The following is a 26,072-nucleotide window of genomic DNA, read 5'->3' as shown; positions in this document are numbered from 1 at the left end:
TGAGTTTTCTAAGTTTATAGTTTAATTATTTTAAAGTGAGTCAATGGTTCCACCAGAACTTCTGTTCGCAGAAAATTTGATTCCCGATAACGTTTTGTATCTGATTTTAGCTAATGAACTTGCAGAAGCTGTCAATTCTTTGGAAACGCTTAAAGTTAACGATGATGTTGCGCTTGCCGTTGCTTTTGCAGTTTGAATATTCATATTTTTGGCATCCACAGAACTTGCACTATCCACATTGATTTTCGCATTATCTGCAGAACCGCTGATTTTTACCGAACTTGCAGAATTAGCATCAACATTCAGATTTTTCGTATTGATTTTTCCTGAAAATCCACCTGCACTATCGGTATTGATATTAACAACCGAAGCTTTAGAATCCGCAACAATTCTTCCGCTTCCATTGCTTTCAAAAGTTTGTTCAGCAGTTTCAAAAAGGCTTTTCACTTTTATAGAAGAGGCATTTCCGGCTTCTGCTTTTACAAGCTCTTTTGCGTAAACAACCACTTTTGTATCGGCATTCTGAAGCGAAACATTAGGTCTGTATTGGATGTAAAGCGTTTTATTTTTCACTTCGATTTTAAGTTCTGAAAAATGCGTGCTTGTCGCAACCGCTTTTTCTTCATTTGATTTTATAATTTCCACTTCGATTGCCTGGGAAGTTTTCACAGCATTGAATAAACCCAAATTAAAAGTTTTTGTTTCTGATTTCTGAATCCCATTCGAAAAATCATTTCCTTTCAATGTTGTTGTGGACACAAAAAGTCCGATAATCATTGTTATTAATAGTAATAATAGTTTTTGCATCGTTATATTTTTTTAGTGTTATTTAATAATCAGGCTCTGACTGTTATTTTTGAATATCTAATAATTCGTATTTTTTCAATTCAGAATAATCCGAAGTAATGACAGACTCGCCTTGTTTTAATCCGGAAACCACTTCATAATACAGAGGATTTTCTCTTCCGAGACTGATGTTTCGCTTTTCGGCTTTATTATTTTTCACTACAAAAATCCATTTCCCGTTCGTGTCTTTGTAGAAATTTCCTTTCGGAATCATCATACTTTGTGTGTCGGCAGATAATTTCAGTTTCACTCCGAAAGTCATCCCGATTTTCAGGGTTGAAATTTTTGCATCAATGAAATTCAGTTCCACAGAAAACTGTCCGTCTTTCACTTCCGGAAGAATCTTCGTGATAATCACTTCATATTCTTTTCCGTTGTTGTCAAGCGTTCCTTTGATTCCTGTAGTTAATTTATTAATATAATATTCATCCACTTTTGCGACCAACTTGTAACCGCCCATCAAATCTATTTTCCCGATGCTTTCACCACTTGTCAGATTTTGTCCGAGAGAAATATTGAATGACGACAACCTTCCCGAAGCCGGCGACATTATGAGGAAATTATTTTTGTTGGAGCGAAGAATATTCAAGCTTTTTTCCATCTGATTAATGGAATTATTAATCGCCGCAAACTGGGCATTTCTCGAAGTTTTCTCATTAGAAGCTCCTTTTTCAACAATTCGTTTTCTGTCTTTCTGATAATTCAGATTTTGTAAAGCAATATCATAATCGGTTTTCTTTCCGATTTCCGCATCGTACAATCTTTTCTGAAGATTAAAAGTCTGCAACGCCGTATTATAATCATTCTGAGACTGCAATAATTCTTTATCCTGACTGAATTCCTGATTCTTTAATTCTAAAAGCGAACTTCTCATCTGGCTGATCTGCTGCATAATTCCCGTTTCCTGATTCAGATAGTTAAATTCTGTATTCGGATTGTAAACTCTTGCGATGGGTTGTCCTTTTGTCAGCATTTGTCCGTCCTCCGCAAAAATTTCTTTTACCGCGCCACCTTCCAAAACATTCACCAGAGAAGAATTAAGAGATTGCGTCTGTGCAGTTACCATCAACATATCTTCGAATTTTCCATTCGTCACTTCATCAATCGTGATATCTTCTGACTTTACATTATACGTTTTTTTCTGATTCAAAAAATACCATCCGAAAACCGAAACCGCTAATGCAGATGCGATGATAATTGAGACAAATTTTAGTTTAGATTTCTTTTTTACTATTTTCGTATCCATATTTAGATAACTGTTTTACTTACAGATAATTACACAATGTGAATGCCATAAATTTATAATCTTGTAACACTCTGTAAATGTGATTAAATATAATTTTATTAATTTTAAAACTGTTCATTATCGGACACTTTTTGTACGGAAACGGACATATTAATTATAAATGATGAATTATAAATGATAAATCATTTTATTTTAGGGAAAAATTGATAACTTAATTGTCGTTCCACTGGCACGAGAATTCGATTTTTTTAAACAAATATAATTTTAATGCTTAAAAAAATAATTAGCATTAATATCAATAGGAATGGGCTTTAGCCCATTTAAAAAGTAGACAAAACAAAAAGGCTTTAGCCAAAATTTAAATTTTAAATGCGAAAAAAAGAAGCTCATATTTTAATTGTGGATGATGACGAAGATATTTTGTTTTCGGCGAGAGTCTGGCTCAAAAAGTTTTTTACGGAAGTGAGCTGTCTCAGTCAGCCCAAGAATATTCTGAAATTTTTATCCGAACAGCAAGTGGATGCGGTTCTTCTGGATATGAATTTCCGGAAAGGTTTTGAAAACGGACAGGACGGATTGTATTGGATGCAGGAAATCAAAACGCTGGAACCTCAGCTTCCGATTATCTTGATGACGGCTTACGGTGAAGTGGAATTAGCCGTTGAAGCCCTGAAAAACGGTGCTTCCGATTTTATTCTAAAACCCTGGAATAACGAAAAACTCTACGCTTCCGTAAATTTGGCTGTCGATATTTCCCGAAAAAATAAGAAGCTGAATCAATGGGAAAATATCAGCATCAAAACCAATCAATATCAACTGGAAACCCAATCTCCGGCAATGCAGGAAGTGATGGATCAGATTTCGAGGGTTTCTGCAACCGATGCCAATGTTTTGCTTTTGGGAGAAAACGGAACCGGAAAATATGTTTTGGCAGAACACGTTCACGAATTGTCGGAAAGGAAGAATCAGCCCTTTGTTCATATCGATTTGGGAAGTCTTTCGGAAAATCTTTTTGAATCGGAATTATTCGGTTATAAAAAAGGTGCATTTACGGATGCGCATCAGGATTATGCCGGAAAAATCGAAAATGCCGAAAACGGAACCGTTTTTCTTGATGAAATCGGAAATCTTCCGCTTCATCTCCAAACTAAATTGTTGAGTTTGATTCAAAACAGAAAACTTTCGAGAATCGGAGAAAGCAAAGAACGATTGTTGGATGTGAGATTCATTTTTGCAACCAATGAAAACCTCAAAAAAGCCGTTGCTGAAAACCGTTTCCGAAAAGATTTGTATTACAGAATCAATACGGTTGAATTGAATATTCCGAGTCTGAGAGAACGGATTGAAGATATTTCAACTTTAGCTGATTATTTTTTAGAAAAATACAAGCAGAAATATCACAAACCTGATTTGGCTTTAAATGAAAATTTAATTTCTGAATTAACCCATTACTCCTGGCCTGGAAACATCCGTGAGCTCGACCATTGCATCGAACGAAGCGTAATTCTTTCCAATGAAAAAAATCTTAAATTGCTGATGCCCCAAGATGAAGAATCAGAAAATACAATCGTGAATCTGAACATCGAAGAAATGGAAGAAATCCTGATTAAAAAAGCATTGAAGAAACATCGGGGAAATATTTCTCTGGCGGCGGAAGATTTGGGATTATCTAGAGCAGCGTTATACAGAAGAATGGAAAAATTTGAGCTTTAATTTTAAAACATTTAGAAGTTAAGTAAAATATTTCAACTTAAAATTCTTAATCAAATTGATTTATCAATTCTTAAATTTAGAATCAATGGCTTCTTCATTTCTTAATTTTTAAATAAGAATAAACAAGTTTATTGAAATTAAGAACTTTAAGGAAAGTATATTTATAAAAAACTATGAAAAAACAACAGTTTTTTTGGCTGATATTTATTCTGCTTTCGATTGTCAGCGGGATTTTTGCTTTTGATTTTTATTCTCAAAATAAATGGATCAATTGCGTTTTGTTTTCATTGGTCGGTTTGGTCTGCATTATTTTGGCGCAGACCTCGGCTTTGTCTTACATCCAGAAAACAGAAAAACTGCTTTTGGCGATTCAGAAAAAGGATTTTTCATTGTTTCCAAAAACTGAGGAAAACGGTCTGGTTGATAATGCTGTGAAATTGTATTATCAAAGTAAAGAAGAGCATCTTTCGTTATCATCTTACCAACTATTGTATGAGGAAATTTTGAATCAACTCGAAATAGGTTTGATGATTTTGTCAATGAAAAATGATGATTGGGAAGTTTTTTATGTGAATCCTATTTTTCTTGAAATTCTAGAAATCCCGAAGTATAATTCGTGGAATCTTTACGAAAATAAAGCGTCCGATTTCTACCAAATCATCAAGCAAACGAATTACGAAAACTCTCAGGAATTTTTTGATATTTCGATTAATGAAAATACAAAACAATCGTTTTCATTAAGGACGAAAAAAGTTCAGAATGTGAAAAACCGCTTTTGCATCATCAGTTTAGAATCGGTTCAGAAAATTATTGAACAAAAAGAAAAATTAGCCTGGAATAACCTGATGAAAGTAATTTCCCACGAACTTCTGAATACTTTAACGCCTGTTAACAGTCTGATTCAGAATCTTGAATATATTGCCAACCAGGAAATTATCGAAAAGGAAGATCAGCAGGATATGAAGGAAAGTCTGATGATTATCAATTCAAAATCAAAACAATTACTGAATTTTGTGGATGATTACCGACAGGTTGCCGAACTTCCAAAACCTGTTTTTAAAACAATTTCCATATCTAATATTGTAGAATCTTCACTCAATTTTCTTAAGCCTGAATTTGAAAAAAAACATATCACCATTATCAATTCATTGGAAAATCATCTGATTTCTGCTGATGAAAAGATGATTGAAAGATGTTTAATTAATCTTTATCTCAATGCTATTTACGCCGTTTCCGATAATGTTGAAAGAACAATTAAAACCGAAATCAAAACTCACAACAAACGTATCATTCTAAGTGTGGAAGACAATGGAACCGGAATCTCAAAGGAAATTCAGGATAAAATTTTCCTTCCGTTTTTCACGACGAGAAGCAATGGTTCCGGAATTGGTTTAACGCTCAGCAAAAGTATTATCGAAGCCCATAAAGGCTACTTGAATTATAAACCTCTGGAACAGGGAAGCCGGTTTGAGATTTGGTTTGTGGAATAAAAGAAAAAAAGACTTTAGATTCGAAAAAAAATTATCGCAAAGGCACAAAAATTTATTAAATTCTAAGTTTAAAAGACGCAAAGAAACTTTGCGATAAATTCAAATATAAATTATGAAAATAAAAAATAATGCTGGCGAAACGGTAGAATTTGAAATTTCAAAGCTAGAAAACTCACTCCGGAATTCGGGAGCAGGTGAACAATCTGTGAAAAGGGTTTTGGAAATAGTTTTACCAAAATGTTTTGAAGGCATCACAACCGGCGAACTTTACAAAATGGCATTTGAAGAGCTGAAAAAAATCTCGAATTCTGTCGCTGCTAGATATAGTTTGAAAAAAGCTTTGCTGGAATTAGGACCTGCAGGGTTTTATTTTGAACAATGGATATCAAGAGTTTTTCAAAACATCGGCTACAAGACCGAAACGGGACAACTGATAAAAGGACATTCGGTGACACACGAAGCGGATGTCATCGCCAAGAAAAACGACAAAACTTATTGGGTAGAATGTAAATTCCGGAATGCGGGAGACACGAAAATATCAGTAACAACGCCAATGTATGTTTTATCCCGAATAAAAGATATTTCTGATATCCAATACAATCTTTTCGGAACCAAAACCGAATTTACCGACGGCTGGCTGATTACCAATACTTATTTTACCAAAGATTCCGTAGCCTTTTCAGAATATTATGGATTGAGATTGTTGTCCTGGGATTATCCGAAAGATAAGAACATCAAAAGTTTGGTGGACCAAAATGCTCTTTATCCAATCACTTGCCTGACGACTTTAGAGGGAAAACAAAAGCAGAAATTGCTGGAGAAAAAATGTGTTTTGGTAAAAGAATTATTCAATAATCAGAATTTGTTGAATGTTTTAGAACTTAATCAAGAAAAGAAATCAGAAGTTTTGAAAGAAGCTAAAGAACTGATGATAACAAAAATTTCGGAATAAAAAAAAACCGCTAAATGATAGCGGTTTTTATGCTTCCCGCAGATTTTTGTAATAGGCAGATTTTTTCTCAAATATTCATCTGCGAAATCTATAAAATCTGAGATATATTTAAAATTATTTCCCTTTCTGCGGCGGATAATTAGCCATTATCTCAGCCACAACCTGTGGAATTTGTTTTTGTTTCGATCTTGGCGAATCTACAGAAATTCCGCTTCCCGCACCTTGCCAAACCAGTTTTTGAGTTTTTGCATCGATGATGTCAATCACAATTGTCCCGCTGTTGTAATTGTTGGTCCAGGTATTTCCCATACCGAAACCGCCACCCCAGCCCCAAGGTCTTCCCCAACCCCAGCCTCCGCCGTAAGAAGTGGTAATGTCTTGAACTTTTTTGTGAGACGCTTTTACATTGATAATCAAATCAGGATTTTGCCCCGATGTTAATCCTTTTGCCTGAATCTGCTTGGACAATTCATTCAAAACTCTGTCTTTATCAAGATCGTTCAGTTTCAAATCATCTGTTCTTAGCAGGTAAGTTTTGTAATTAGCAAAATTGGCCGTTGCAGAATAATCAGATTTTACCTGAAAGGGACTACAAGAAGTAATTCCAAGAGAAACAGCCGTCAGTAGGATAAATATATATTTTTTCATAACATAGATTATTTGTTAATTTTTAGCTTTCTTTATAAAAGTATCCGTCTTTTTATCGTAACCGTACGGGCAGTGCCTGCATCCGCTTTTACAGCAATAACCACGCTTCAGGTGGAATTTTTCTGTAAAAACCTTATAACCTTGCTCGTTATAATAAAAGTCTTCGTTTTCTTTGATGCCATTTAGTTTCATAAGTTAAAAAACTGTACCAAAATTTTTATCTTTGATAGATTATTGATGTAAATTATTATGGCAGCTTTTCCGCCTTCCACTCCCGCTATTTTTGCCTCACTTTTCCAACCGCAAAAAAATGAGCTCCGTTCAAGTCGGGCTGCAGATTAGTCCTCCAATCCAATTTTTCAATGCCATTTAGCGTCAGCTTCTAACCTCTAAATTCTCAAAATGATAATTATTATCTGCCAAAGATTACTCAAAAATACTAAAATTTCGGGGATTACATTGTTCCCGTTTATATTGCTGAGAAAAAGTGAGTACAGACAAAATAGCACGCTCATCAACCACGAAAGAATCCACATCCGCCAGCAGTTGGAATTATTAGTGGTACCTTTCTATATCTGGTATCTCACCGAATATTATCTCAGATATCTGAAATATAAAAATCCTGACCTCGCATACCGAAATATTAGTTTCGAAAGAGAAGCTTACGCCAATGAGCACAATCCTGATTATCTCATGAGCCGAAAATTTTGGAGCTTTTTCAAATATATTTAAGCTTTTGAAACAATATAATTTCAATGTCTGATTTGAGGTTAATTTCGCTCAATATTACATTTTCAACAAAAAAATTTCTCTGAATGGAAAATAATCTAAATTTGCAGAATTATTTTTCAAGACAACACAAAATATGTCGCAAGATAGCAGTGGTCACTTTGACCTCAAAAAACTTTCCTGGGTAGGCGTTCTCGTCTCTTTGGGAATCGTTTTCGGAGATATCGGAACATCTCCGCTTTACGTGATGAAAGCCATTATCAATGCAGGAAAAGCTGGCGGTATCATCTCCGAAGAATATATCGAAGGCGCACTGTCCTGTATCATCTGGACATTGACCTTACAAACGACCATCAAATATGTGATCATTGCGCTGAGAGCCGATAACAAAGGCGAAGGCGGCATTCTATCGCTTTACTCTTTGGTCAAAAGGTTCAAGAAAAAATGGCTTTACATCATTGCCATCATTGGCGCAGCCGCTCTGGTTGCAGACAGCATCATCACGCCTTCTTTAACCGTAATGTCGGCCATCGAAGGTCTTGAGCTGGTTATGCACAAGCCACCTGTGGTTCCGATTACATTGGCAATTCTCATTATTATCTTTGTTGTTCAGCAATTTGGAACCAGCTTTATCGGGAAGTTTTTCGGACCGGTAATGGTGCTTTGGTTCTTAGTTTTAGGCGGTTTCGGATTGGTTCACTTGGTGGAACATCCAATGATTTTGAAGGCTTTTAATCCTTATTATGCGGTCAAGCTCATTTACAATTCACCAAGTGCGATTGTCATTCTCGGCGCTGTTTTTCTTTGTACAACTGGAGCTGAAGCTTTATACTCCGACTTGGGACATTGCGGCATCAAGAACATCCGCATCAGTTGGATTTTCGTTAAAGTAATGCTGATTCTCAATTACCTAGGTCAAGGCGCCTGGTTACTGAGCAACTATCACGAGGTATTCCGCGGCAAGAACCCATTTTTCGGAATTATGCCGGAATGGTTTATTATTCCTGGCGTCGTGATTGCAACAGCTGCTGCGATTATTGCCAGTCAGGCCGTAATCACCGGTGCGTTCACAATGTTTTCCGAAGCTATGGCGCTCAATTTCTGGCCGAATCAGGAAATCGAATATCCGTCCGGAATCAAAGGCCAGATGTACATTCCGAAAATCAACTGGGGCATTTTGTTGCTTTGTTTCGTGGTGGTAATGTATTTCAAAGAATCGGGAAGAATGGAGGCTGCCTACGGACTTTCTATTACAGTCACAATGCTGATGACCACAATCTTGCTGGTATTCTGGTTTCTTAAAACACGAACTAACAAAGTATGGATTGGTCTTTTCGCTGTCGTTTATATCCTGATCGAAGGTGGATTTTTCAGTGCTAATATCATCAAGTTTTTCGAAGGTGGTTGGATGTCGGTTTTGCTCGCAGGTTTCATTGGCATCTGTATGTATGCTTGGTACAACGGCAGAATCATCAAGACGACTTTTATTAAATTCGTAAAACTTGAAAAATATATCTCGACCATCAAGGATATGAAACTGGATGAGACGATTCCGAAATATGCGACCAACCTCGCCTTTTTCAGCCGTGCAAAACGTGATGATGAAGTAGAATCGAAAATCATTTATTCAATTATTAGAGCACAACCAAAAAGAGCCGACCATTATTTCATCCTCAACATCGTCAATCAGGAAGATCCTTACACTTTTAAATACCATGTGGAGGAAATCCTGCCTGGAACCATCTACAAAATCAGTTTCCTGTTAGGATTCAAAAGAGACCGTAGAATCAACGATTATTTTCAGCAGATTTTAGCAGAAATGATGGAAGATGGAACGATTCCGCCAAGAAGTTCGCATCCGTCACTGAGAGCGCACAACATACCTCCGGATTTAAAATTCGTTATCATCGATAATGTTTATATCAATGACTTCCTTCTGACCATAAGGGACAAGATTATTCTTAACATTTATAACTTCGTGAAAAAATTGGGAAGCAATGATTTTACCGCCTATGGTGTTGCAAGTCATAACGTTGTTGTAGAATCGGCGCCGCTTCTTGATCAAAAAATAAAAATCGAAAGAATCGAAAAAGTAGAACAGAAGCATTACGAATAATCCCGAAAAATTTCTTTAATTTTGTACTATGGATACGAAACAAAAAGAGTTGAATATCGCAACTATAAAAGACGTCCTTAGACAATATCTTATGGATAAAGGCTTCCGTAATACGCCCGAGAGATATACAATTCTTGAGGAGATTTACAATATGGAGCACCACTTCAACGTGGATGACCTTTATCTGCTGATGATGCAGAAAAAATATCACGTAAGTAAAGCGACGATATATAATACAATTGAGATTTTTCTGGATGCCGGATTGATTAGGAAGCACCAATTTGGGGAAAAAACATTGAGCACATCTTCCTACGAGAAATCTTACTTTGATAAGCAGCACGACCACTTGGTTATTTATAAAGAAAATTCTGATAAAGAAATAGAAGAAATCATCGAGTTTTGTGACCCAAGAATCCAAGGGATCAAAGATTCTATCGAGAAAGCATTTGGCGTAAGTATTGATACGCACTCTTTATACTTCTACGGACACAAGAAGTCTGAAAATTAATGAAGAAATCCTTTTTTGTTGTTCTATTTCTGATTTTTGTTAGAATATTTTCACAGGTTACACCACCAACCCAAAATCCAGGTCTGGTAAAAGATCCTTTTTTCAATAATCAGAATCCTACTGCTAAAACTGATGCTTCTAAGAAAGTAAAGCACGTCCATTCCGATACTGCAGGTATAAGCCCTGATAAGTATGATGGAAATATGGTTTTCTCTGGGAATGTCCAGTTTGAACATCAAGGTTCTGTTTTGACGGCTGACGAAGTTGTTTTCTATCAAAAAGAAAATTTCCTCAAAGCTATTGGCAATGTCATATTAACTACAGCCGAAGGTAACAGAATCACCGCAGAAGAAATGGAATACGACGGCAACACACAGCGAGGCATTGCCAAAAGAAATGTAGTATTGACAGACCCCAAGCAAACCATAAAAACCGAAACGCTTTATTACGACAAAATTCCTAACACGGCTTATTTCAACACCGGCGGAACCATCTACAGCAATGATGGCAGCGTAATGTATACCAAAACGGCAACTTATTACCTCAATACCAAAATGATTGATTTCGTTGGCCGATCCAACATCGAAACGGATAAATATACCATTGTCAGCGATAACATCAAGACTAATCAAAATACAGGCGTATCCGATTTTTTTGGGCCAACAACCATCAGGAGTAAGGAAAATTACAAACAATATGTTTACACAGAATTAGGAACATATAATTCTAAAACAGGAGAATCTTTCCTTAATAAAAACTCTAGAATCCATTACAACGATAAAATTCTGACAGGAGACAAATTATACTTCAACAGGAATACAGGCTTCGGGGAAGGAAACGGCAATGTGACTTTGGACGACCCACAGCAAAAACGCTATATCAAAGGAGGATACGGAGAAATCTACGAGAAAAAAGATTCGGCTATGATTACCGACAAACCTTACGCTGTCAAAATTCTTAGCAAAGATTCGGTATATATGTCGGCAGAGAAATTTCTGACATTTCAAAGGCCAGATTCTGCCAACGCTTTGAAAAAGAAAAGCTTTCTGAGAGCCTTCAGAAAAGTACGGATTTTTAAAACCAATATGCAGGGCCGCGCAGATTCATTGAGCTTCAACGAGACCGATGGCGAGATGCATCTAATGCGCAAACCAATTCTCTGGATGGGTGCAAAACAGGTCACCGGCGACGAAATCCGGGTTTACAGCAATCCTGAAAAAGAAATCACCGATTCCATCCGTGTTCTTGGAAATGCTTTTGCCATCAGCAAAGCCGACTCATTGAATTTGAAAGATGAGTTCAATCAAATCAAAAGCAAGAATATGATTGTTTATCTCAAAGATAACGCCATAGATATTGCAAAAGCAGTTGGCAACGCACAGGCCATAACTTATGCAGACGACACCAACGAGAAAACAAAAGAAGTGACCAGAATTGGCGTCGCATTGTCCACTTGCGGTGAAATTGTGGCCCATTTCATAGAACGAAAACTGGAACAGGTCGATTGTAATATCGGTGCCAATTCGGATATTTATCCAATGAGTAAAATCTCCAAAGATGAACGTTTCTTCAAGGATTTTAACTGGAATACCAGAGACCGGCTGCAGAAATGGGGCGATATTTTTCTAGACACGCCGAACTATCCGGAAATTGTTTATCAATCCGACAATTCTCTTTTTGAGCGTGCAGAAGCTGAGCGTAAAAAACTTGAGGAGCAAAACAAACCAAAAACACCGGTTCGGGTTAAGAAGTAAGAATATCTTTCGCATTGAGTAGAGTAAAAATGTGGCGCCTTTATCCGCCTTCCACTCCCGCTTTTTCTGTCATTGCGAACAACGTGAAACAATCTGTAGAACCTTTCTACAATCGCAATGACAAAAAAAGAGCTCCGTTCAAGTCGGGGCGCGCTTCGCCAAGATTGAAATTTTTGTCATTTGAATCACTAAAAAATTCAAAAATTCGCGAACTTTGTAACAGTTTTTATTTACAATGGATTTAAAAGAAAATTTCTATCAATATCAAGCTCAAACAACACCTTATGCAGCAGGCTTCGAAGTGGAAAAAGCGAAAGGCAGCTACATCTATGGAAAAGACGGACGCGCCTATTTGGATTTTGTAGCCGGCGTTTCTGCCAATACACTTGGACATTCTCATCCAAAAGTGGTTAACGCCATCAAAGAACAAGCAGATAAATACCTGCACGTTATGGTTTACGGCGAATATGCTCAGGAAAAACCGGTGGAACTTTGCAGGCTTTTGGCAAAAGCAACACCAGAACCTTTGGAAGTGACTTATCTTGTGAATTCTGGAGCAGAGGCGATTGACGGCAGTTTGAAATTAGCTAAACGTTATACTGGAAGAGAAGAAATCATCGCCTTCAAAGATGCTTATCACGGAAATACACACGGTGCATTGTCTGTTGCAGGAAACGAAGTTCACAAAAGAGAATTCCGTCCTTTGTTGCCAATGGTTAATTTTATCGAGTTTAATAATGAAAATGATTTTGATAAAATCACGGAGAAAACAGCTTGCGTCATTGTAGAAACCATTCAGGGAGCGGCTGGATTTATTACTCCGAAAGACAATTATTTCATCAACCTGAAAAAACGCTGCGAAGCAGTTGGTGCTTTGTTGATTCTGGATGAGATTCAGCCTGGATTTGGAAGAACAGGAAAATTGTTTGCATTTGAGCATTATGGCATTGTTCCTGACATTTTGGTAATGGGAAAAGGGATGGGCGGCGGTGTTCCGGTTGGCGCTTTTATGAGTTCGAAAGAAATTATGACAAGCCTTTCACATTCGCCGAAGCTGGGACATATCACGACATTCGGAGGAAATCCACTAATTGCTGCGGCTTCTCACGCTACTCTGAAAGAAGTTTTGGAAAGCGGACTGATGAATGAGACAGATGAGAAGGAAAAACTCTTCCGGGAATTATTGGTTCATCCGAAAATCAAAAACGTCAACGGGAAAGGACTGATGTTAGCAGTGAATCTCGGTTCTCCGGAATATACTTTGAAAGTCGCTTCAAAATGTATGGAAAAAGGTCTGATTGTTTTCTGGCAACTATACAGAAACGAATATCTGAGAATCTCACCACCTTTGACAATCTCCGAAGACGAAATCCGAAAAGGCTGCGCCATTATTATTGAAGCTTTAAATGAAGTGGGATAGATTTTAAATTAAAATCCAATTTGTCATTCCGTAGGAATCTAAACGTCGCTGTCGAGATTCCTACGGAATGACAATATTGAGTTTTTAGAAAAAATCTTGATTTAACGACGAATCTGCAGCCCGACTTGAGCGGAAATCCTTTTTTGCTGGCACTCAATTTCTAGGAAATCTGGAATGGTCTGCAAAAAAGATTGGGAGCGGAAGGCGGATTAAGCTGCCCTAATAATTATAAAAATTAGTGTTCATCAACTGTACAAAATCAGCTAATAAAAATCATATTTATTTTCTATAAAAAAATTGAATTTCCATAGACATTTTGATTTGGAAATAAGAAATTAATTTATATATTGCGCCACAATTAGAATTAGTATATGGCGAAAACGAAAGTGCAGTATGAATACAATATGCATTGTCTCTCGGAGATTTTGTATGAGTATCTTGCAAGTGCAGAAGGATTATCTGAATGGTTTGCAGACGACGTTGTAGAACGTGGAGACGATTTCTATTTCAGCTGGGGCGGTGGCCCTGCTGAGAAGGCGACACTGATCCGTTACAAGCCGGAAAGTTTTGTGCGTTTCCGTTGGGAAGAGGATGAAGGGACGAAATATTTCTTCGAGCTTTCTATCGTCATTGATGAAATAACGGATGACCTTTCGCTTAACATCACCGACTTTTGTGAGCCTGGCGATGAGGAAGAAAACAAACTCTATTGGGAAAACCTGATAGAGAACTTACAGATAAAATTAGGCGCCGCTTAAAAATAAATGGATGAACGATTTTATCGTTCATTATTTTTTTATACTACAATGCAAAAATTAGTTTACACCGAAGAAAATCTTCAACTTATCAACCGTTCTTTTCTTTATGGTGATTCGGTTTGGGTATCGTTCTTTGTAAGAAACGGAAATCTCATAATGGCCGAGGAATCTTATTTTTTCCTGATGGCATCGATGCGAAAAATGAGGTTGAATATTCCGCTGACATACACCTTAGAATTTTTTCAGGAATTATTCCAAAGAGAAGTTATGAGTAAAGGTATTCAGAATGGAATTATCCAACTGATGGCTTACAGAAAGCAGGAAGACAAACCGCTTCCGAAATCTGAAACCGCTTTCTATTTTGAAGTGGAAGAATCGGGAGACATTCTTGATATCCAAGGTAATATTGAACTGGATCTCATTAAGGAAATCAATGTTAATGCGAATCTTTTGAGTAATATCCGAGTTCATTCAACCGAGAATATCTATGCTGAAATTTATGCGAAAGAAAATGATTTGGATGACGTTATTCTTCTGAATCCGAACAAAAAAATCGCAAGAAGTATTTTTGGAAATCTTTTGTTTCTTCAAGAGAATGTCATTAAAATTCCAAAACAAACGGAAGGCGCATACATTTCGCCTTTGATGGAAAACTTTGTCACTTTTGTCCACAAAAATAAACTGGCTGAAATAGAAGAAGCAGAAATCATCGCCTTCGAATCTCAAAAAGCTGAAGAAATCCTGAGAATCTCCGATGAAAAAGGCATTCACACAGTTTCAAAAATCAGAAATAAAACTTTTGAGAACACGAGATTTTCAGAAATGATTACTCAATGGAAAGATAGTTTTAATTAATTTTTTTACATAATTTTATAATTATTTAAAAATTAGTTCTACATTTGTCCCAACAAAAAAGCAAGAAATGTCTATACAACTTATGCATCATCATCACCATTTTCACGTTCAGGCGGGAAGGTAGTGATATGTCATAACTTCAAAATAATATTAACCGTCTGAGTAATCAGGCGGTTTTTTGTTTCCCAATTTTCCTTGTTGTTTACTCAGGCTTTATCTATAAAAATCAAAAATGAGTAAACTAAAATTAGCCATTCAAAAAAACGGAAGACTGAGCGAAAAGTCTCTGAAACTGCTGGAAGAATGTGGCATCAAAATCTCCAACGGAACCAGAAAGCTCAAGGCTGTTTCTTCTAATTTTCCATTAGAAATCTTATTTCTTCGTGATGATGATATTCCACAATATGTGGAGCAAGGCGTTGCTGATATCGGAATCATCGGACTGAATGAAGTCCTGGAACAAAAGAAAAATATTGATCTTGTTCAGAAACTTGGATTCGCGCAATGCAGATTGTCTCTGGCAATTCCGAAAGAAGAAAATTATAACGGAATCCAATATTTTGAAAATAAGAAAGTAGCAACTTCTTATCCAGAGATTCTTTCAAACTATTTCCAAGAAAATAACATCAATGTACAAATCGAAAAGATTGGCGGAAGTGTAGAAATTGCGCCAGGAATTGGACTTTCCGACGGCATTTTTGACATCATCAGTACCGGCTCTACTCTACTGACTAATGGTTTGAAAGAAGTTGAAACTGTTTTGGAAAGCGAAGCCGTTTTGATTTCCAATGAGAATTTATCTAATGAAAATCTGGAGATTTTAAACAAACTTTTATTCAGAATTAATGCCGTAAAAGAAGCTTCCGAGAGCAAGTATATTCTTCTGAATGCACCTAATCAGAATCTTGAAAAAATTATCAATCTCTTACCCGGAATGAAATCGCCAACGGTTCTACCTCTGGCAGAAAGTGGCTGGTCATCCATCCATTCAGTAATCAAAGAAGATCAATTTTGGGACGTGATTGAGAATTTAAAAAACGAAGGCGCGCAAGGAATTTTGGTATTAGAAATTGAAAAAATGATATTATGATGAAGCAGTACAAATATCCACCAATTTCCGAATGGAAATCGCTTTGTGAGAGGCCTTTACAAAATCAAGAAAATCTTGAAAGTCAAGTTAAAGAAGTTTTTTCTGAAGTTAAAGATAACGGTGATAAAGCACTAAAATTCTTCACAGAAAAATTTGATAAAGTTTCAATCCAAGATTTGAAAGTCTCTGAATCGGAAATCAATGAAGCAGAGAAATTAGTTTCTGAGGAACTAAAATCAGCCATTAAAATCGCTTCTGAAAATATTAAAAAATTTCACAATTCACAGCAAGAGGAAAAGAATATCATTGAAACGACAGAGGGTGTTTTTTGCTGGAGAGAAAGTCGGGCAATTGAAAATATTGGGATTTATATTCCTGGAGGAACTGCGCCTCTGTTTTCTACGGTTCTGATGCTGGGAATTCCAGCGACTATTGCAGGTTGTCAAAATGTTGCACTTTGTTCGCCACCCGATAAGAACGGAAAAATAAATCCCGCGATTTTATTTACAGCTGATTTGATTGGGATTAAAAACATTTTCAAAATTGGCGGAAGTCAAGCGATTGCAGCTTTGACGTTTGGCACAGAAACCATTCCGAAAGTTGATAAAATCTTCGGACCAGGCAATCAATATGTGACTTCGGCCAAACAGCTGGCTCAGAATTATGGTGTTGCAATTGATATTCCAGCCGGTCCAAGTGAAGTTTTGGTGATTGCTGATGAAACTTCGACTCCTGAATTTGTTGCTATAGATTTGCTTTCACAAGCCGAACACGGAACAGATTCTCAAGTGATTTTATTAAGTAATTCTGAGAAAATTATTAATGAAATTAATATTGAAATTAAGAAACAAATAACGGATTTACCAAGAAAAGAAATTGCAGAAATTGCTTTACAAAACAGCAAATCCATTTTGTTGAATTCTATTAATGAAGCGATTGAATTTTCGAATTATTATGCTCCGGAACACTTGATTTTAGCAATTAAAAATGCTGAAAATTTCACTGATAAAATCAAGAACGCAGGCTCAGTATTTCTTGGAAATTACAGTCCGGAAAGTGCCGGCGATTATGCTTCCGGAACCAATCATACTTTGCCTACCAACGGTTTTGCCAAAAATTACAGCGGTGTTTCTCTGGAAAGTTTTGTGAAGAAAATCACATTTCAGAATATCACAAAAAAAGGAATTCAAAACATTGGAAAAACCATTGAGTTAATGGCGGAAGCCGAAGAGTTGATGGCTCATAAAAATGCCGTTTCGGTAAGATTAAAATATTTAGAAAATGAAAGTTGATATTCAAAAATTAATCAGAAGAAATATCCTGAATCTTGAACCATATTCTTCAGCAAGAGACGAATTCAAAGGTGAAAACGGTATTTTTCTGGATGCGAACGAAAATCCTTTCGGAGAACTGAATCGTTATCCTGACCCTTATCAGAGCAAAGTAAAACAGAAATTAAGTGAGATAAATCAAATCCCAACTGAAAATATTTTCTTAGGAAATGGGAGCGATGAAGTGATTGATTTGGCTTTCCGGATATTTTGTGAACCGAAAAAAGATAAGGTTTTGACATTTTCGCCAACTTACGGGATGTACGAAGTTTCAGCCAATATCAATGATGTAGAGCTAATCAATCTTGATTTGGACAAGAATTTTCAAATCGATTTTGGGACTTTAAAATCCTATTTGAATGACGAAAATTTGAAAATTATTTTCATCTGCTCGCCAAACAATCCGACAGGAAATTCGATTAAAAATATTAAATATATTCTTGAAAATTTTAACGGAATTGTTTTCATTGACGAAGCTTACATCGATTTCAGTCCAGAAGAAAGTTTCAGAAACCAGATCAAAAATTATCCGAATCTTATCGTGAGCCAAACGTTCAGTAAAGCTTGGGCAATGGCTTCTGTGAGGGTTGGGATTGCTTACGCTTCCAAAGAAATTATCAAATTTTATAATAATGTGAAACCGCCTTACAATATCAGTCAGCTCAATCAGGATACGATTCTAAACACACTTAGTAATGAAAAAATTAATCAGGTTTCAGAAAATATCAAAATCATTCAGAAAGAGAAAAAGAATCTAATTGAAAGTCTAAAAAAAATCAATTTGGTAAAAAAAACATTTCCTTCCGACACCAATTTTATTTTGATTGAAGTAGAAAATGCAGATTCAGTTTATCAGAAATTAGTTAATAAAAATGTGATTATCAGAAACCGAAATTCTGTAATTAAAAACTGTTTGAGAATTACTATCGGTTCTCCTGAAGAAAATGAAAAATTGATACAAGCTCTTCAAAATATTAATAACTAAAAACAGACACTTCGACTCCGCTCAGCGTGACATTGCTTATCAAACGCTGTCAGGCTGAGGCTCTCGAAGCCTTAATAAAAATAAAAAGTCCATAAAAAAATGAAAAAAATGCTATTTATAGACCGTGACGGAACTTTGGTTTTAGAACCGGAAGATTATCAGGTTGATTCTTTTCAGAAACTGAAATTCTATCCGCAAGTCTTCACTTATTTATCAAAAATTGCGAAAGAATTGGATTATGAATTGGTAATGGTTACGAATCAGGACGGTTTGGGAACAAAGTCACATCCGGAAGAAAACTTCTGGCCAGTTCAAAATTTCATTATCGAAACCTTTGAAAGTGAAGGTATTAAATTCGAAGACATTTTCATAGATAAAACATTCACCAAAGATAATGCGCCAACCAGAAAACCGAATATAGGTCTATTGACGAGATATTTTGATAAGGATAGTTACGATTTGGAAAATTCATTCGTGATTGGCGACAGAATTACGGACGTGAAATTGGCAAAAAATCTCGGCTCAAAAGCGATTTTCATTAATAATGACGAAAGTCTTGGAGCTGACGAGATTTTAGAAAACGATGATTTGGAAAATGTTATTGCTCTAAAAACGACTTCGTGGAAAGCTATTTATGAATTTCTGAAACTCAAAAACAGAACTTCGGAAATTATCAGAAATACCAACGAAACTAAAATCAAAATCAAACTTAACCTCGACGGGACAGGAAAATCCAACATCGATACGGGAATTCCATTCTTCGACCATATGCTGGACCAGATTGCAAAACACGGACAAATGGATTTGGAAATCAAGGTTGAAGGCGATTTGGAAGTGGATGAACATCACACAATTGAGGACACAGGAATTGCGCTAGGCGAAGCTTTTTATCAGGCTTTAGGAAATAAATTGGGAATCGAACGTTACGCTTTTGTTTTGCCGATGGATGATTGTCTGGCGCAGGTGGCACTGGATTTTGGCGGACGAAATTGGATGGTTTGGGATGCAGAATTCAAACGAGAAATGATTGGAAAAATGCCGACTGAAATGTTCTTCCATTTCTTCAAATCTTTTTCAGATTCGGCGAAAGCGAATCTCAATATCAAAGCCGAAGGCGATAATGAACATCACAAAATTGAATCGATTTTCAAGGCTTTTGCAAAGTGTTTAAAATCAGCAGTAAAACGTGATTCGGACAAAATGATTTTACCATCAACAAAAGGAATGTTGTAATAGACCAATAGATGACAGACAGATAGATAATAGATTTTGAATCTTGCATCTGTTATCTATCCGTCTTTTATCTATCATCTCAAAATTAAAAAATATGAAAACAGTCATCATAGATTATAAAGCAGGAAATGTGCAAAGTCTTCTGTTTGCGATAGAAAGATTAGGATTTTCAGCAAAATTAACCAGCAATCCAGACGAGATTTCCAAAGCTGACAAAGTGATATTTCCAGGTGTTGGAGAAGCGTATTTTGCAATGAATTCTCTGAAAAAAACTGGCCTGGACTTACTGATTCCTGAATTAAAACAACCCCTTTTGGGAATCTGTCTTGGGATGCAATTGCTCTGTAAATATTCGGAGGAAAGCGGCACCAAAGCTTTGGGGATTTTTGATGTTTCGGCGAAGAAATTTCCTGATTCTGTGCTGGTTCCACAGATTGGCTGGAATCAGATTTATAATTTGAAATCGGATTTGTTCAAAAATGTTCCTGAGCAAAGTTATATGTATCTCGTTCACAGTTATTATGCTGAGAAAAATGAAAATACAATTGCCACAACCGATTATTACGAAACTTACAGCACAGCTTTGCAAAAAGACAATTTTTTCGGCGTCCAGTTTCATCCAGAAAAAAGTGGCGTTTTCGGAAGTAAAATATTAGAAAATTTTTTGAAATTATGATTGTTTTAAAACCACAAAAGGAACAAAAGCAACTACTGAAAATTATACCTTACAAAAGAAACCGATTTTTTTAAGCTTTTGAATATCTAACAAATATGAAAAAAATCTTTTGTGGCTTTTGTGGTTTGAACTTTTTAATCATTAAAAATCAAAATAGAAAATGAGAATAATCCCAGCAATAGATATCATCAACGGAAAATGCGTCCGGCTTTCCAAAGGCGATTACAACAAGAAAACAATTTACAGCAAAAACGTTTTGGATGTCGCCAAAAACTTTGAGGATAATGGAATCCAATTTTTGCATTTGGTTGATTTGGACGGCGCCAAACAAAATCAAATCATCAATCAAAAAATATTAGAAGAAATCTCAATCAAAACCAACTTAATTATAGACTTTGGGGGTGGTTTGAAATCCGAAGAAGACATCAAAATCGCTTTTGAAAGTGGCGCAAAACAAGTGACTTTGGGAAGCGTTGCTGTCAAAAACCCTGAATTATTTTTAGAAATTTTGGAAAAATACGGCCCGGAAAAAATCATTTTGGGAGCTGACGCAAGGAAAGAAAAAATTGCTGTTTCCGGTTGGTTAGAAGAAAGTGAAACCAATATTTATGACTTCATCAAAGAAAAAACAGAATCCGGAATCAAGTACGTCATTTCAACAGACATCGATAAAGACGGAATGCTGAAAGGTCCATCTTTCGGATTATATGAAAAAATAATTGTCGAAAATCCCGATATCAAATTAATTGCTTCTGGTGGGATTACTTCTACTAACGATTTAGTTCAATTAAAATCTTTGGGTTGTGAAGGCGCAATTATCGGCAAAGCCTTGTATGAAAACAGAATTACGTTTAACGATTTAAAACCATTTCTCTAATGTTAGCAAAACGAATCATCCCTTGCCTCGATATCAAAAACGGAGAAACGGTAAAAGGTGTCAATTTTTTGGATTTGAAAGAAGTCGGAAATCCTGTGGAAATGGCCATCAAATATTCTGACCAAGGCGCAGACGAATTGGTTTTTCTTGATATTTCTGCAACCGAAGAACGTCGAAAAACTTTGATTCCATTGGTGAGAGAAATAGCAAAATACATCAACATTCCCTTCACAGTTGGAGGTGGAATTAATACACTTGAAAACGTGGAAGAACTTTTGAAAAACGGAGCAGATAAAATCACGATTAATTCGGCTGCGATTTCCAATCCGAATCTGATAACCGAAGTTTCCAAACGATTTGGTTCGCAATGTATGGTTGTGGCAATTGACACCAAATTGGTTGAAAATCAAAACAAAATTTTTAGTAACGGCGGAAAAGCTGAAACTGAAAAAGAATTATTTTCTTGGGCAAAAGAAGTTGAAAATCTAGGCGCCGGCGAAATCCTCCTAACATCGATGAATACAGATGGAACAAAATCAGGATTTGCTATAGAAATTACAAAACAACTTTCGGAATTGGTGAATATTCCCGTGATTGCTTCGGGAGGCGCTGGAACGATGCAACATTTTGAAGACGTTTTCACAAAAACTAAAGCAACCGGAGCTTTGGCAGCGAGTATTTTTCATTTTAATGAAATCGAAATTCCGGAACTTAAAAATTATCTCAAATCCAAAAACTTACCAATAAGATGACAATACAATTTGATGAGAACACAGGATTAGTTCCTGTTATTATTCAGGATTATCTTAATCTAAAAGTCTTGATGTTAGGTTATATGAATCAGGAAGCTTTTGATAAAACTTTGCAGAAAAAAAGAGTGACTTTTTTTTCCCGTTCCAAAAATAGGCTTTGGACAAAAGGCGAAACTTCGGGAAATTTTCTAGAATTAATAGATTGGAAATTAGATTGCGACAATGATACAATTCTTATCAAAGCAAAACCGCTTGGAGCAACTTGTCATAACGGAACAACGACTTGCTTTGCAGAAGAATCTGAAAAAGGATTTTTATACGAATTGCAACAAACGATTTCTGACAAGATTGACAATAATGATGAAAACTCTTACACCAATCTTTTGTATAAAAAAGGCATTAATAAAGTCGCACAAAAAGTAGGCGAAGAAGCCGTAGAATTAGTCATCGAAGCTAAAGATAATGATGATAATCTTTTCCTGAATGAAGCAGCGGATTTGCTTTATCATTATTTAATTTTACTAAAAGCTAAAGGTTTTACAATAGAAGATGTCGAGAAAATTTTGAAATCCAGAAATAAATAAAAAATCCAGCGTTTGCTGGATTTTTATCTATTTTATTGGGATGATTAATGCCCATTAATCACACTTAATATTTTTTCTGCAGTTTCAGTTTGTCCCTTTTCGCTGGCAAGATAATCTCTCTCGTCCGGATTATTGATAAATCCCAATTCCAGTAAGACAGTTGGCGTTTTGGATTCTCTCAAAATATGGAGATTTGCAGTTTTCACTTTAGAATCTTTAAATTTTTCTGAAAACTTATTTGCCAAATTTTTTGAAGCTTCATTGTCTTGAAAGAAAACTTCAAAGCCTTTCATCTCCGTACTTTGTCTCGGTGAGTTGTTGACGTGAAGAGAAATGGCATAATCAGGTTTTAATTCATTGATTTTTTCTGTTCTTTGCGCTAATGATGGATAACTATCATCATCTCTAGTCAATATGATTTCGAGATTTTGATTTTGGTTGAGAGCTTTTATTTTTTTAGCGATATTAAGGACAATTTCTTTTTCAGAAATCCCATTTCTGTTAGCTCCCAAATCATTTCCACCGTGACCAGCATCAATGACCACTACTTTTTTCTCCTTTGATAAGCTGAAAGACAGCAAAATGCTGAGCGCAACAACACTGATAATTTTCAATAGATTCTTCATAATTATTGTTTTGATTGTTATTAATAAAACAAATAACGAAAAATCTAACCAAAATCTGAGTTAAAGCTTTTATAAAAATGTTAAGACTTAAGGTGCCAATCTGGAAATCTTCCAATCAAAATCTTCTGTCAACGAGTAAAGAATTCTATCGTGAAGACGATTCGGACGGCCTTGCCAAAATTCGATTTCGTAGGGTTTTGCGATGTAACCACCCCAATTTTTAGGTCTTGGGATTTCTTTATTTTCATATCCGGTTTCTAAATTTTTTAACTTGCTTTCTAAAAATTCTCTGTTTGGAATTTCCTGACTTTGCGGCGAAACAACTGCACCTAACTGACTTCCTTTTGGACGAGAATGAAAATAGCCGTCGCTTAGGTTTTCTGCAATTCTCTCAACATTGGCTTTGATAATAATTTGTCTTTCAAGACTTGGCCAGAAAAAATGAAGACAAGCTTTTTGAGTTTTCTCCAACGATTTTCCTTTTCGACTGTCGTAATTCGTATAAAAAATGAAACCTTCCCAATTGTAAGACTTCAGCAAAACCATTCTGGTTCTTGGACATCCATCGTCTTCGACTGTAGAAATTGCCATTGCATTGGCTTCGGAAACTTGTGGATTTTCTTCGGCTTCCAGAAACCAATTGCGAAATTGTTCGATTGGATTTTCCTTGATTTCGCTTTCGATTAACTGAGATTTGTCGTAAACTTTTCTTTTATCGTGGAGGTTTTCGTTGTTCATTTTATTTGAATGCTGGAAATTATTTGAACGCAAAGTTCGCTAAGATTTTTCAGATAATTACTGTTTTAAGTTCGCAAAGACGTAAAACTCATCAAAGATAAAAACTTCAAATTATGGGGAAATTATATTTGAATGAAAAATCTTCAACTTTGCGAAGCGGGAACGGAGGGCGGATAAAGGCACCCCAATTATTAGAATCTGAATCAATTTAACTTAAATTTTCATTGAATTCTTTTTCAAAAAAAATATTTTTTAATAGCTTTGATAGATGAATTACTCTTACAAAGGTAAAATTTTAATCTCAACGCCTGATATTTCCGGCGATATATTTTCGCGTTCCGTGGTGCTGATTATTGAGCATAACGAGAATGGTGCATTTGGGCTGATTTTGAACAAAAAGAACAAAAATATGAGTTCCCGTCTGCTGAATATTTTCGGGTTTCCGGTGGATTTGTATGAAGGCGGACCTGTGGAAAATGATAAGGTTTATTTTATCCTGAAAGGTCAAAAAATTACGGAACAATATTCTGAAATCAATGATGAATTCTACATTACGGAAGATATTGATTCGGTTGTTTCGTCAATTGTTGAAGGTTCTACTAACATTGGAGACATCAAGGTTTTTTCCGGCTATTCCGGTTGGTCTCCGTTGCAATTGGAAAGCGAAATCCAACGTAAAATGTGGACAATTGTGGATGTTTACAATTTGGATTACACACTTCCGAATGACCAGAATCTTTGGAAAAACATTATGCAGAATCTTGGTGGGGAATTTCTTCTCTGGGCAAATGCGCCGGAAGATGTGAGTTTGAATTAAAATAAAAATCCCTATTAAATCGGGATTCGCTCTTCAAAAACGATTGTTCCGTTTTCTGTATAATAGGTACAGGTTTTAACATCTATATCGACAATCCATTTGTAAATTCCGCTGTCTGCACAATCTTTGCAGAATTGGAAAAAATCGGTTCCGCCTTGCTGATGATTTCGTAAATCAGCTAAAAATTTCTCCGGATTTGCAATTCCGTAAATCAACAATGGTGCGTATTGTTGTGGTGCGGAAACTTTGTAATCATCATCTCCTATGTAATTAGTCGAGCCGTCTTCTACAAAAGTTTCCAGACTTTTAACGCCCAATTCTCTTATGGTTTTTGCGAATTGAGGAAATCCTTTCCCGCTTTCAACTTTGGAATGCGCTTCTTCTATTTGTGCTAATGTAAACATTATTCTAAATTTTTCTGTGTTTTTATCTTCTTTGATAATTCTCTGATTTCTTTTAATAGTAATGGAAAACCAGGTTTTGCCATCGCTACGTGATCGAACCCATCTTCTTCCAGCATTTTTACAGATGGATGATTGACCAATTTCAACATCCTTGCCAAATAAGCATTTTCTTCGTATCGTCCGAATAATTCCAATTCTCTATCGCCGGTAATCAAAACGATTGGCGGCGCATCTTTTCTGACATGGAACAATGGTGCATATTGGTCAATTGTCGGTTGCAGCTCCGGAATCCCTTGTTCTTTTCTGACCTGAAAATGTGTGATGGCTTGTCCGCTGAAGGGAATCAGTCCAGCAATTTGGTTCGCATCGATTTTATACTTCTGAAGATATTTTTTGTCCAGTGTAATCATCATCGCCAGATAACCTCCAGCCGAATGTCCGGATTGGAAAATTAAGTTCTTATTTCCGCCATATTTTTCAATATTCTCGAAAACCCAAGCGGTTGCAGCGGCTGCGTCTTCTATGTAAGCCGGTGCTTTTACTTTTGGAGCTAACCGATATTCCACGCTTACCACAGCAATATTTTCATTCAATAATTCTTTTGGCAACTCGTTATTTCCACCAGTTAATCCGCCACCGTGAAACCAAATTACGGTTGAGAAATTTTTCACATTAGTTGGATAATAAAAATTCAGTTTGCATTGAGAACTGATGTAAGTATCCGTTTTACCGATTTTTTCAGGATAATAAGAGATATTGCTTTCAGTTTTATATTCTGTCTGAGCAAAGCTGAGTGCAAACACTAAAATTAAAATAAGACTGATTTGTTTTCTGAACATAATTATTTTTTATTATTTGTTAAACACAAAGCACACCAAGATTTTTTTTAGTATTAATTACTTTAAGGCTCACAAAGGCGCTTCG

General features: G+C 36.0%; 27 protein-coding genes. 19 read left to right on the top strand and 8 right to left on the bottom strand.

Annotated elements, in window-relative coordinates; genetic code table 11:
- Positions 1 to 30: 30 nt before the first annotated feature.
- Together BXY58_RS07950 and BXY58_RS07945 are read right to left on the bottom strand one after the other, a co-directional pair.
- Entirely contained in the window at positions 31 to 807 is a 777-nt protein-coding gene (locus BXY58_RS07950) for a GIN domain-containing protein (RefSeq protein ID WP_120213334.1), read from the bottom strand.
- A gap of 43 nt (positions 808 to 850) precedes the next feature.
- On the bottom strand, positions 851 to 2,092 hold the full coding sequence (locus tag BXY58_RS07945) for an efflux RND transporter periplasmic adaptor subunit (protein WP_120213333.1): 1,242 nt from the start codon (positions 2,090 to 2,092) through the stop codon (positions 851 to 853).
- Between the two features lie 369 nt (positions 2,093 to 2,461).
- On the opposite strand from BXY58_RS07945, the gene BXY58_RS07940 reads away from it, so the two are divergent.
- The 3 genes from BXY58_RS07940 to BXY58_RS07930 all read left to right on the top strand — a co-directional run bounded on the left by BXY58_RS07940 (position 2,462) and on the right by BXY58_RS07930 (position 6,247).
- Positions 2,462 to 3,805 (top strand): sigma-54-dependent transcriptional regulator, encoded by a 1,344-nt coding sequence (locus BXY58_RS07940; RefSeq protein ID WP_120213332.1) that lies wholly within the window; start codon positions 2,462 to 2,464, stop codon positions 3,803 to 3,805.
- Positions 3,806 to 3,978: 173 nt separating this feature from the next.
- A complete protein-coding gene (locus tag BXY58_RS07935; RefSeq protein ID WP_120213331.1) occupies positions 3,979 to 5,295 on the top strand; it encodes a sensor histidine kinase in 1,317 nt (438 codons plus the stop codon).
- A 112-nt stretch (positions 5,296 to 5,407) separates the two neighbouring features.
- Positions 5,408 to 6,247 (top strand): restriction endonuclease, encoded by an 840-nt coding sequence (locus BXY58_RS07930; protein ID WP_120213330.1) that lies wholly within the window; start codon positions 5,408 to 5,410, stop codon positions 6,245 to 6,247.
- 114 nt (positions 6,248 to 6,361) lie between these two features.
- On the opposite strand, the gene BXY58_RS07925 is transcribed toward BXY58_RS07930, so the two are convergent.
- On the bottom strand, positions 6,362 to 6,895 hold the full coding sequence (locus tag BXY58_RS07925; protein ID WP_120213329.1) for a DUF4136 domain-containing protein: 534 nt from the start codon (positions 6,893 to 6,895) through the stop codon (positions 6,362 to 6,364).
- 15 nt (positions 6,896 to 6,910) lie between these two features.
- The gene (locus BXY58_RS16910; protein WP_170144209.1) at positions 6,911 to 7,087 is read right to left on the bottom strand and encodes a C1orf53 family protein; all 177 of its coding nucleotides are present in this window, start codon (positions 7,085 to 7,087) and stop codon (positions 6,911 to 6,913) included.
- A gap of 213 nt (positions 7,088 to 7,300) precedes the next feature.
- Here BXY58_RS16910 and BXY58_RS07920 point away from each other — a divergent pair, with 213 nt between their 5' ends.
- The 15 genes from BXY58_RS07920 to hisIE all read left to right on the top strand — a co-directional run bounded on the left by BXY58_RS07920 (position 7,301) and on the right by hisIE (position 22,563).
- The gene (locus BXY58_RS07920) at positions 7,301 to 7,627 is read left to right on the top strand and encodes a hypothetical protein (protein ID WP_120213604.1); all 327 of its coding nucleotides are present in this window, start codon (positions 7,301 to 7,303) and stop codon (positions 7,625 to 7,627) included.
- Positions 7,628 to 7,760: 133 nt separating this feature from the next.
- A complete protein-coding gene (locus BXY58_RS07915) occupies positions 7,761 to 9,740 on the top strand; it encodes a KUP/HAK/KT family potassium transporter (protein ID WP_120213328.1) in 1,980 nt (659 codons plus the stop codon).
- A 28-nt stretch (positions 9,741 to 9,768) separates the two neighbouring features.
- Positions 9,769 to 10,248, top strand: coding sequence for a Fur family transcriptional regulator (locus tag BXY58_RS07910; protein WP_120213327.1), 480 nt, complete (start codon positions 9,769 to 9,771; stop codon positions 10,246 to 10,248).
- Positions 10,248 to 12,002 carry an OstA-like protein gene (locus BXY58_RS07905; protein ID WP_120213326.1) on the top strand — a complete coding sequence of 585 codons (1,755 nt, stop codon included), beginning with the start codon at positions 10,248 to 10,250 and terminating at the stop codon, positions 12,000 to 12,002. Before BXY58_RS07910 ends, BXY58_RS07905 begins: the two co-directional genes overlap by 1 nt.
- A gap of 235 nt (positions 12,003 to 12,237) precedes the next feature.
- Complete coding sequence (locus BXY58_RS07895) at positions 12,238 to 13,422, top strand: aspartate aminotransferase family protein (RefSeq protein WP_120213324.1); 1,185 nt, start codon at positions 12,238 to 12,240, stop codon at positions 13,420 to 13,422.
- Positions 13,423 to 13,793: 371 nt separating this feature from the next.
- The gene (locus BXY58_RS07890; RefSeq protein WP_120213323.1) at positions 13,794 to 14,180 is read left to right on the top strand and encodes an START-like domain-containing protein; all 387 of its coding nucleotides are present in this window, start codon (positions 13,794 to 13,796) and stop codon (positions 14,178 to 14,180) included.
- A 48-nt stretch (positions 14,181 to 14,228) separates the two neighbouring features.
- Positions 14,229 to 15,035: an aminotransferase class IV gene (locus BXY58_RS07885; RefSeq protein ID WP_120213322.1), complete on the top strand. Its 807-nt coding sequence runs from the start codon at positions 14,229 to 14,231 to the stop codon at positions 15,033 to 15,035.
- A 232-nt stretch (positions 15,036 to 15,267) separates the two neighbouring features.
- Complete coding sequence (gene hisG, locus BXY58_RS07880) at positions 15,268 to 16,125, top strand: ATP phosphoribosyltransferase (protein ID WP_120213321.1); 858 nt, start codon at positions 15,268 to 15,270, stop codon at positions 16,123 to 16,125.
- Positions 16,125 to 17,417 carry a histidinol dehydrogenase gene (gene hisD, locus BXY58_RS07875; RefSeq protein ID WP_120213603.1) on the top strand — a complete coding sequence of 431 codons (1,293 nt, stop codon included), beginning with the start codon at positions 16,125 to 16,127 and terminating at the stop codon, positions 17,415 to 17,417. Before hisG ends, hisD begins: the two co-directional genes overlap by 1 nt.
- Entirely contained in the window at positions 17,407 to 18,441 is a 1,035-nt protein-coding gene (hisC, locus tag BXY58_RS07870) for a histidinol-phosphate transaminase (RefSeq protein WP_120213320.1), read from the top strand. The genes hisD and hisC overlap by 11 nt, the downstream gene beginning before the upstream one ends.
- A 99-nt stretch (positions 18,442 to 18,540) precedes the next feature.
- A complete protein-coding gene (gene hisB / locus BXY58_RS07865) occupies positions 18,541 to 19,674 on the top strand; it encodes a bifunctional histidinol-phosphatase/imidazoleglycerol-phosphate dehydratase HisB (RefSeq protein WP_120213319.1) in 1,134 nt (377 codons plus the stop codon).
- A gap of 94 nt (positions 19,675 to 19,768) precedes the next feature.
- Positions 19,769 to 20,350: an imidazole glycerol phosphate synthase subunit HisH gene (gene hisH / locus BXY58_RS07860; protein ID WP_120213318.1), complete on the top strand. Its 582-nt coding sequence runs from the start codon at positions 19,769 to 19,771 to the stop codon at positions 20,348 to 20,350.
- A 160-nt stretch (positions 20,351 to 20,510) separates the two neighbouring features.
- Complete coding sequence (hisA, locus tag BXY58_RS07855) at positions 20,511 to 21,227, top strand: 1-(5-phosphoribosyl)-5-[(5-phosphoribosylamino)methylideneamino]imidazole-4-carboxamide isomerase (RefSeq protein ID WP_120213317.1); 717 nt, start codon at positions 20,511 to 20,513, stop codon at positions 21,225 to 21,227.
- On the top strand, positions 21,227 to 21,979 hold the full coding sequence (gene hisF, locus BXY58_RS07850; RefSeq protein WP_120213316.1) for an imidazole glycerol phosphate synthase subunit HisF: 753 nt from the start codon (positions 21,227 to 21,229) through the stop codon (positions 21,977 to 21,979). Before hisA ends, hisF begins: the two co-directional genes overlap by 1 nt.
- Entirely contained in the window at positions 21,976 to 22,563 is a 588-nt protein-coding gene (gene hisIE / locus BXY58_RS07845; protein WP_120213315.1) for a bifunctional phosphoribosyl-AMP cyclohydrolase/phosphoribosyl-ATP diphosphatase HisIE, read from the top strand. Before hisF ends, hisIE begins: the two co-directional genes overlap by 4 nt.
- Positions 22,564 to 22,607: 44 nt before the next feature.
- Here hisIE and BXY58_RS07840 read toward each other — a convergent pair whose 3' ends face one another.
- Together BXY58_RS07840 and pdxH are read right to left on the bottom strand one after the other, a co-directional pair.
- Positions 22,608 to 23,189, bottom strand: coding sequence for an N-acetylmuramoyl-L-alanine amidase family protein (locus BXY58_RS07840; RefSeq protein ID WP_229728407.1), 582 nt, complete (start codon positions 23,187 to 23,189; stop codon positions 22,608 to 22,610).
- 87 nt (positions 23,190 to 23,276) lie between these two features.
- Positions 23,277 to 23,927, bottom strand: a complete 651-nt coding sequence (gene pdxH, locus BXY58_RS07835; RefSeq protein WP_120213314.1) for a pyridoxamine 5'-phosphate oxidase — start codon at positions 23,925 to 23,927, stop codon at positions 23,277 to 23,279.
- 268 nt (positions 23,928 to 24,195) lie between these two features.
- Here pdxH and BXY58_RS07830 point away from each other — a divergent pair, with 268 nt between their 5' ends.
- Positions 24,196 to 24,744, top strand: a complete 549-nt coding sequence (locus tag BXY58_RS07830) for a YqgE/AlgH family protein (protein ID WP_120213313.1) — start codon at positions 24,196 to 24,198, stop codon at positions 24,742 to 24,744.
- Positions 24,745 to 24,758: 14 nt separating this feature from the next.
- On the opposite strand, the gene BXY58_RS07825 is transcribed toward BXY58_RS07830, so the two are convergent.
- Both BXY58_RS07825 and BXY58_RS07820 read right to left on the bottom strand, forming a co-directional pair.
- Positions 24,759 to 25,148: a DUF1398 domain-containing protein gene (locus BXY58_RS07825; protein WP_120213312.1), complete on the bottom strand. Its 390-nt coding sequence runs from the start codon at positions 25,146 to 25,148 to the stop codon at positions 24,759 to 24,761.
- Complete coding sequence (locus BXY58_RS07820; protein WP_120213311.1) at positions 25,148 to 25,987, bottom strand: alpha/beta hydrolase; 840 nt, start codon at positions 25,985 to 25,987, stop codon at positions 25,148 to 25,150. Before BXY58_RS07820 ends, BXY58_RS07825 begins: the two co-directional genes overlap by 1 nt.
- Positions 25,988 to 26,072: the final 85 nt, after the last annotated feature.

It is taken from the genome of Epilithonimonas arachidiradicis (assembly GCF_003610695.1).
Classification (GTDB): domain Bacteria; phylum Bacteroidota; class Bacteroidia; order Flavobacteriales; family Weeksellaceae; genus Epilithonimonas; species Epilithonimonas arachidiradicis.
This window is presented reverse-complemented; position numbering and strand designations above follow the sequence as displayed.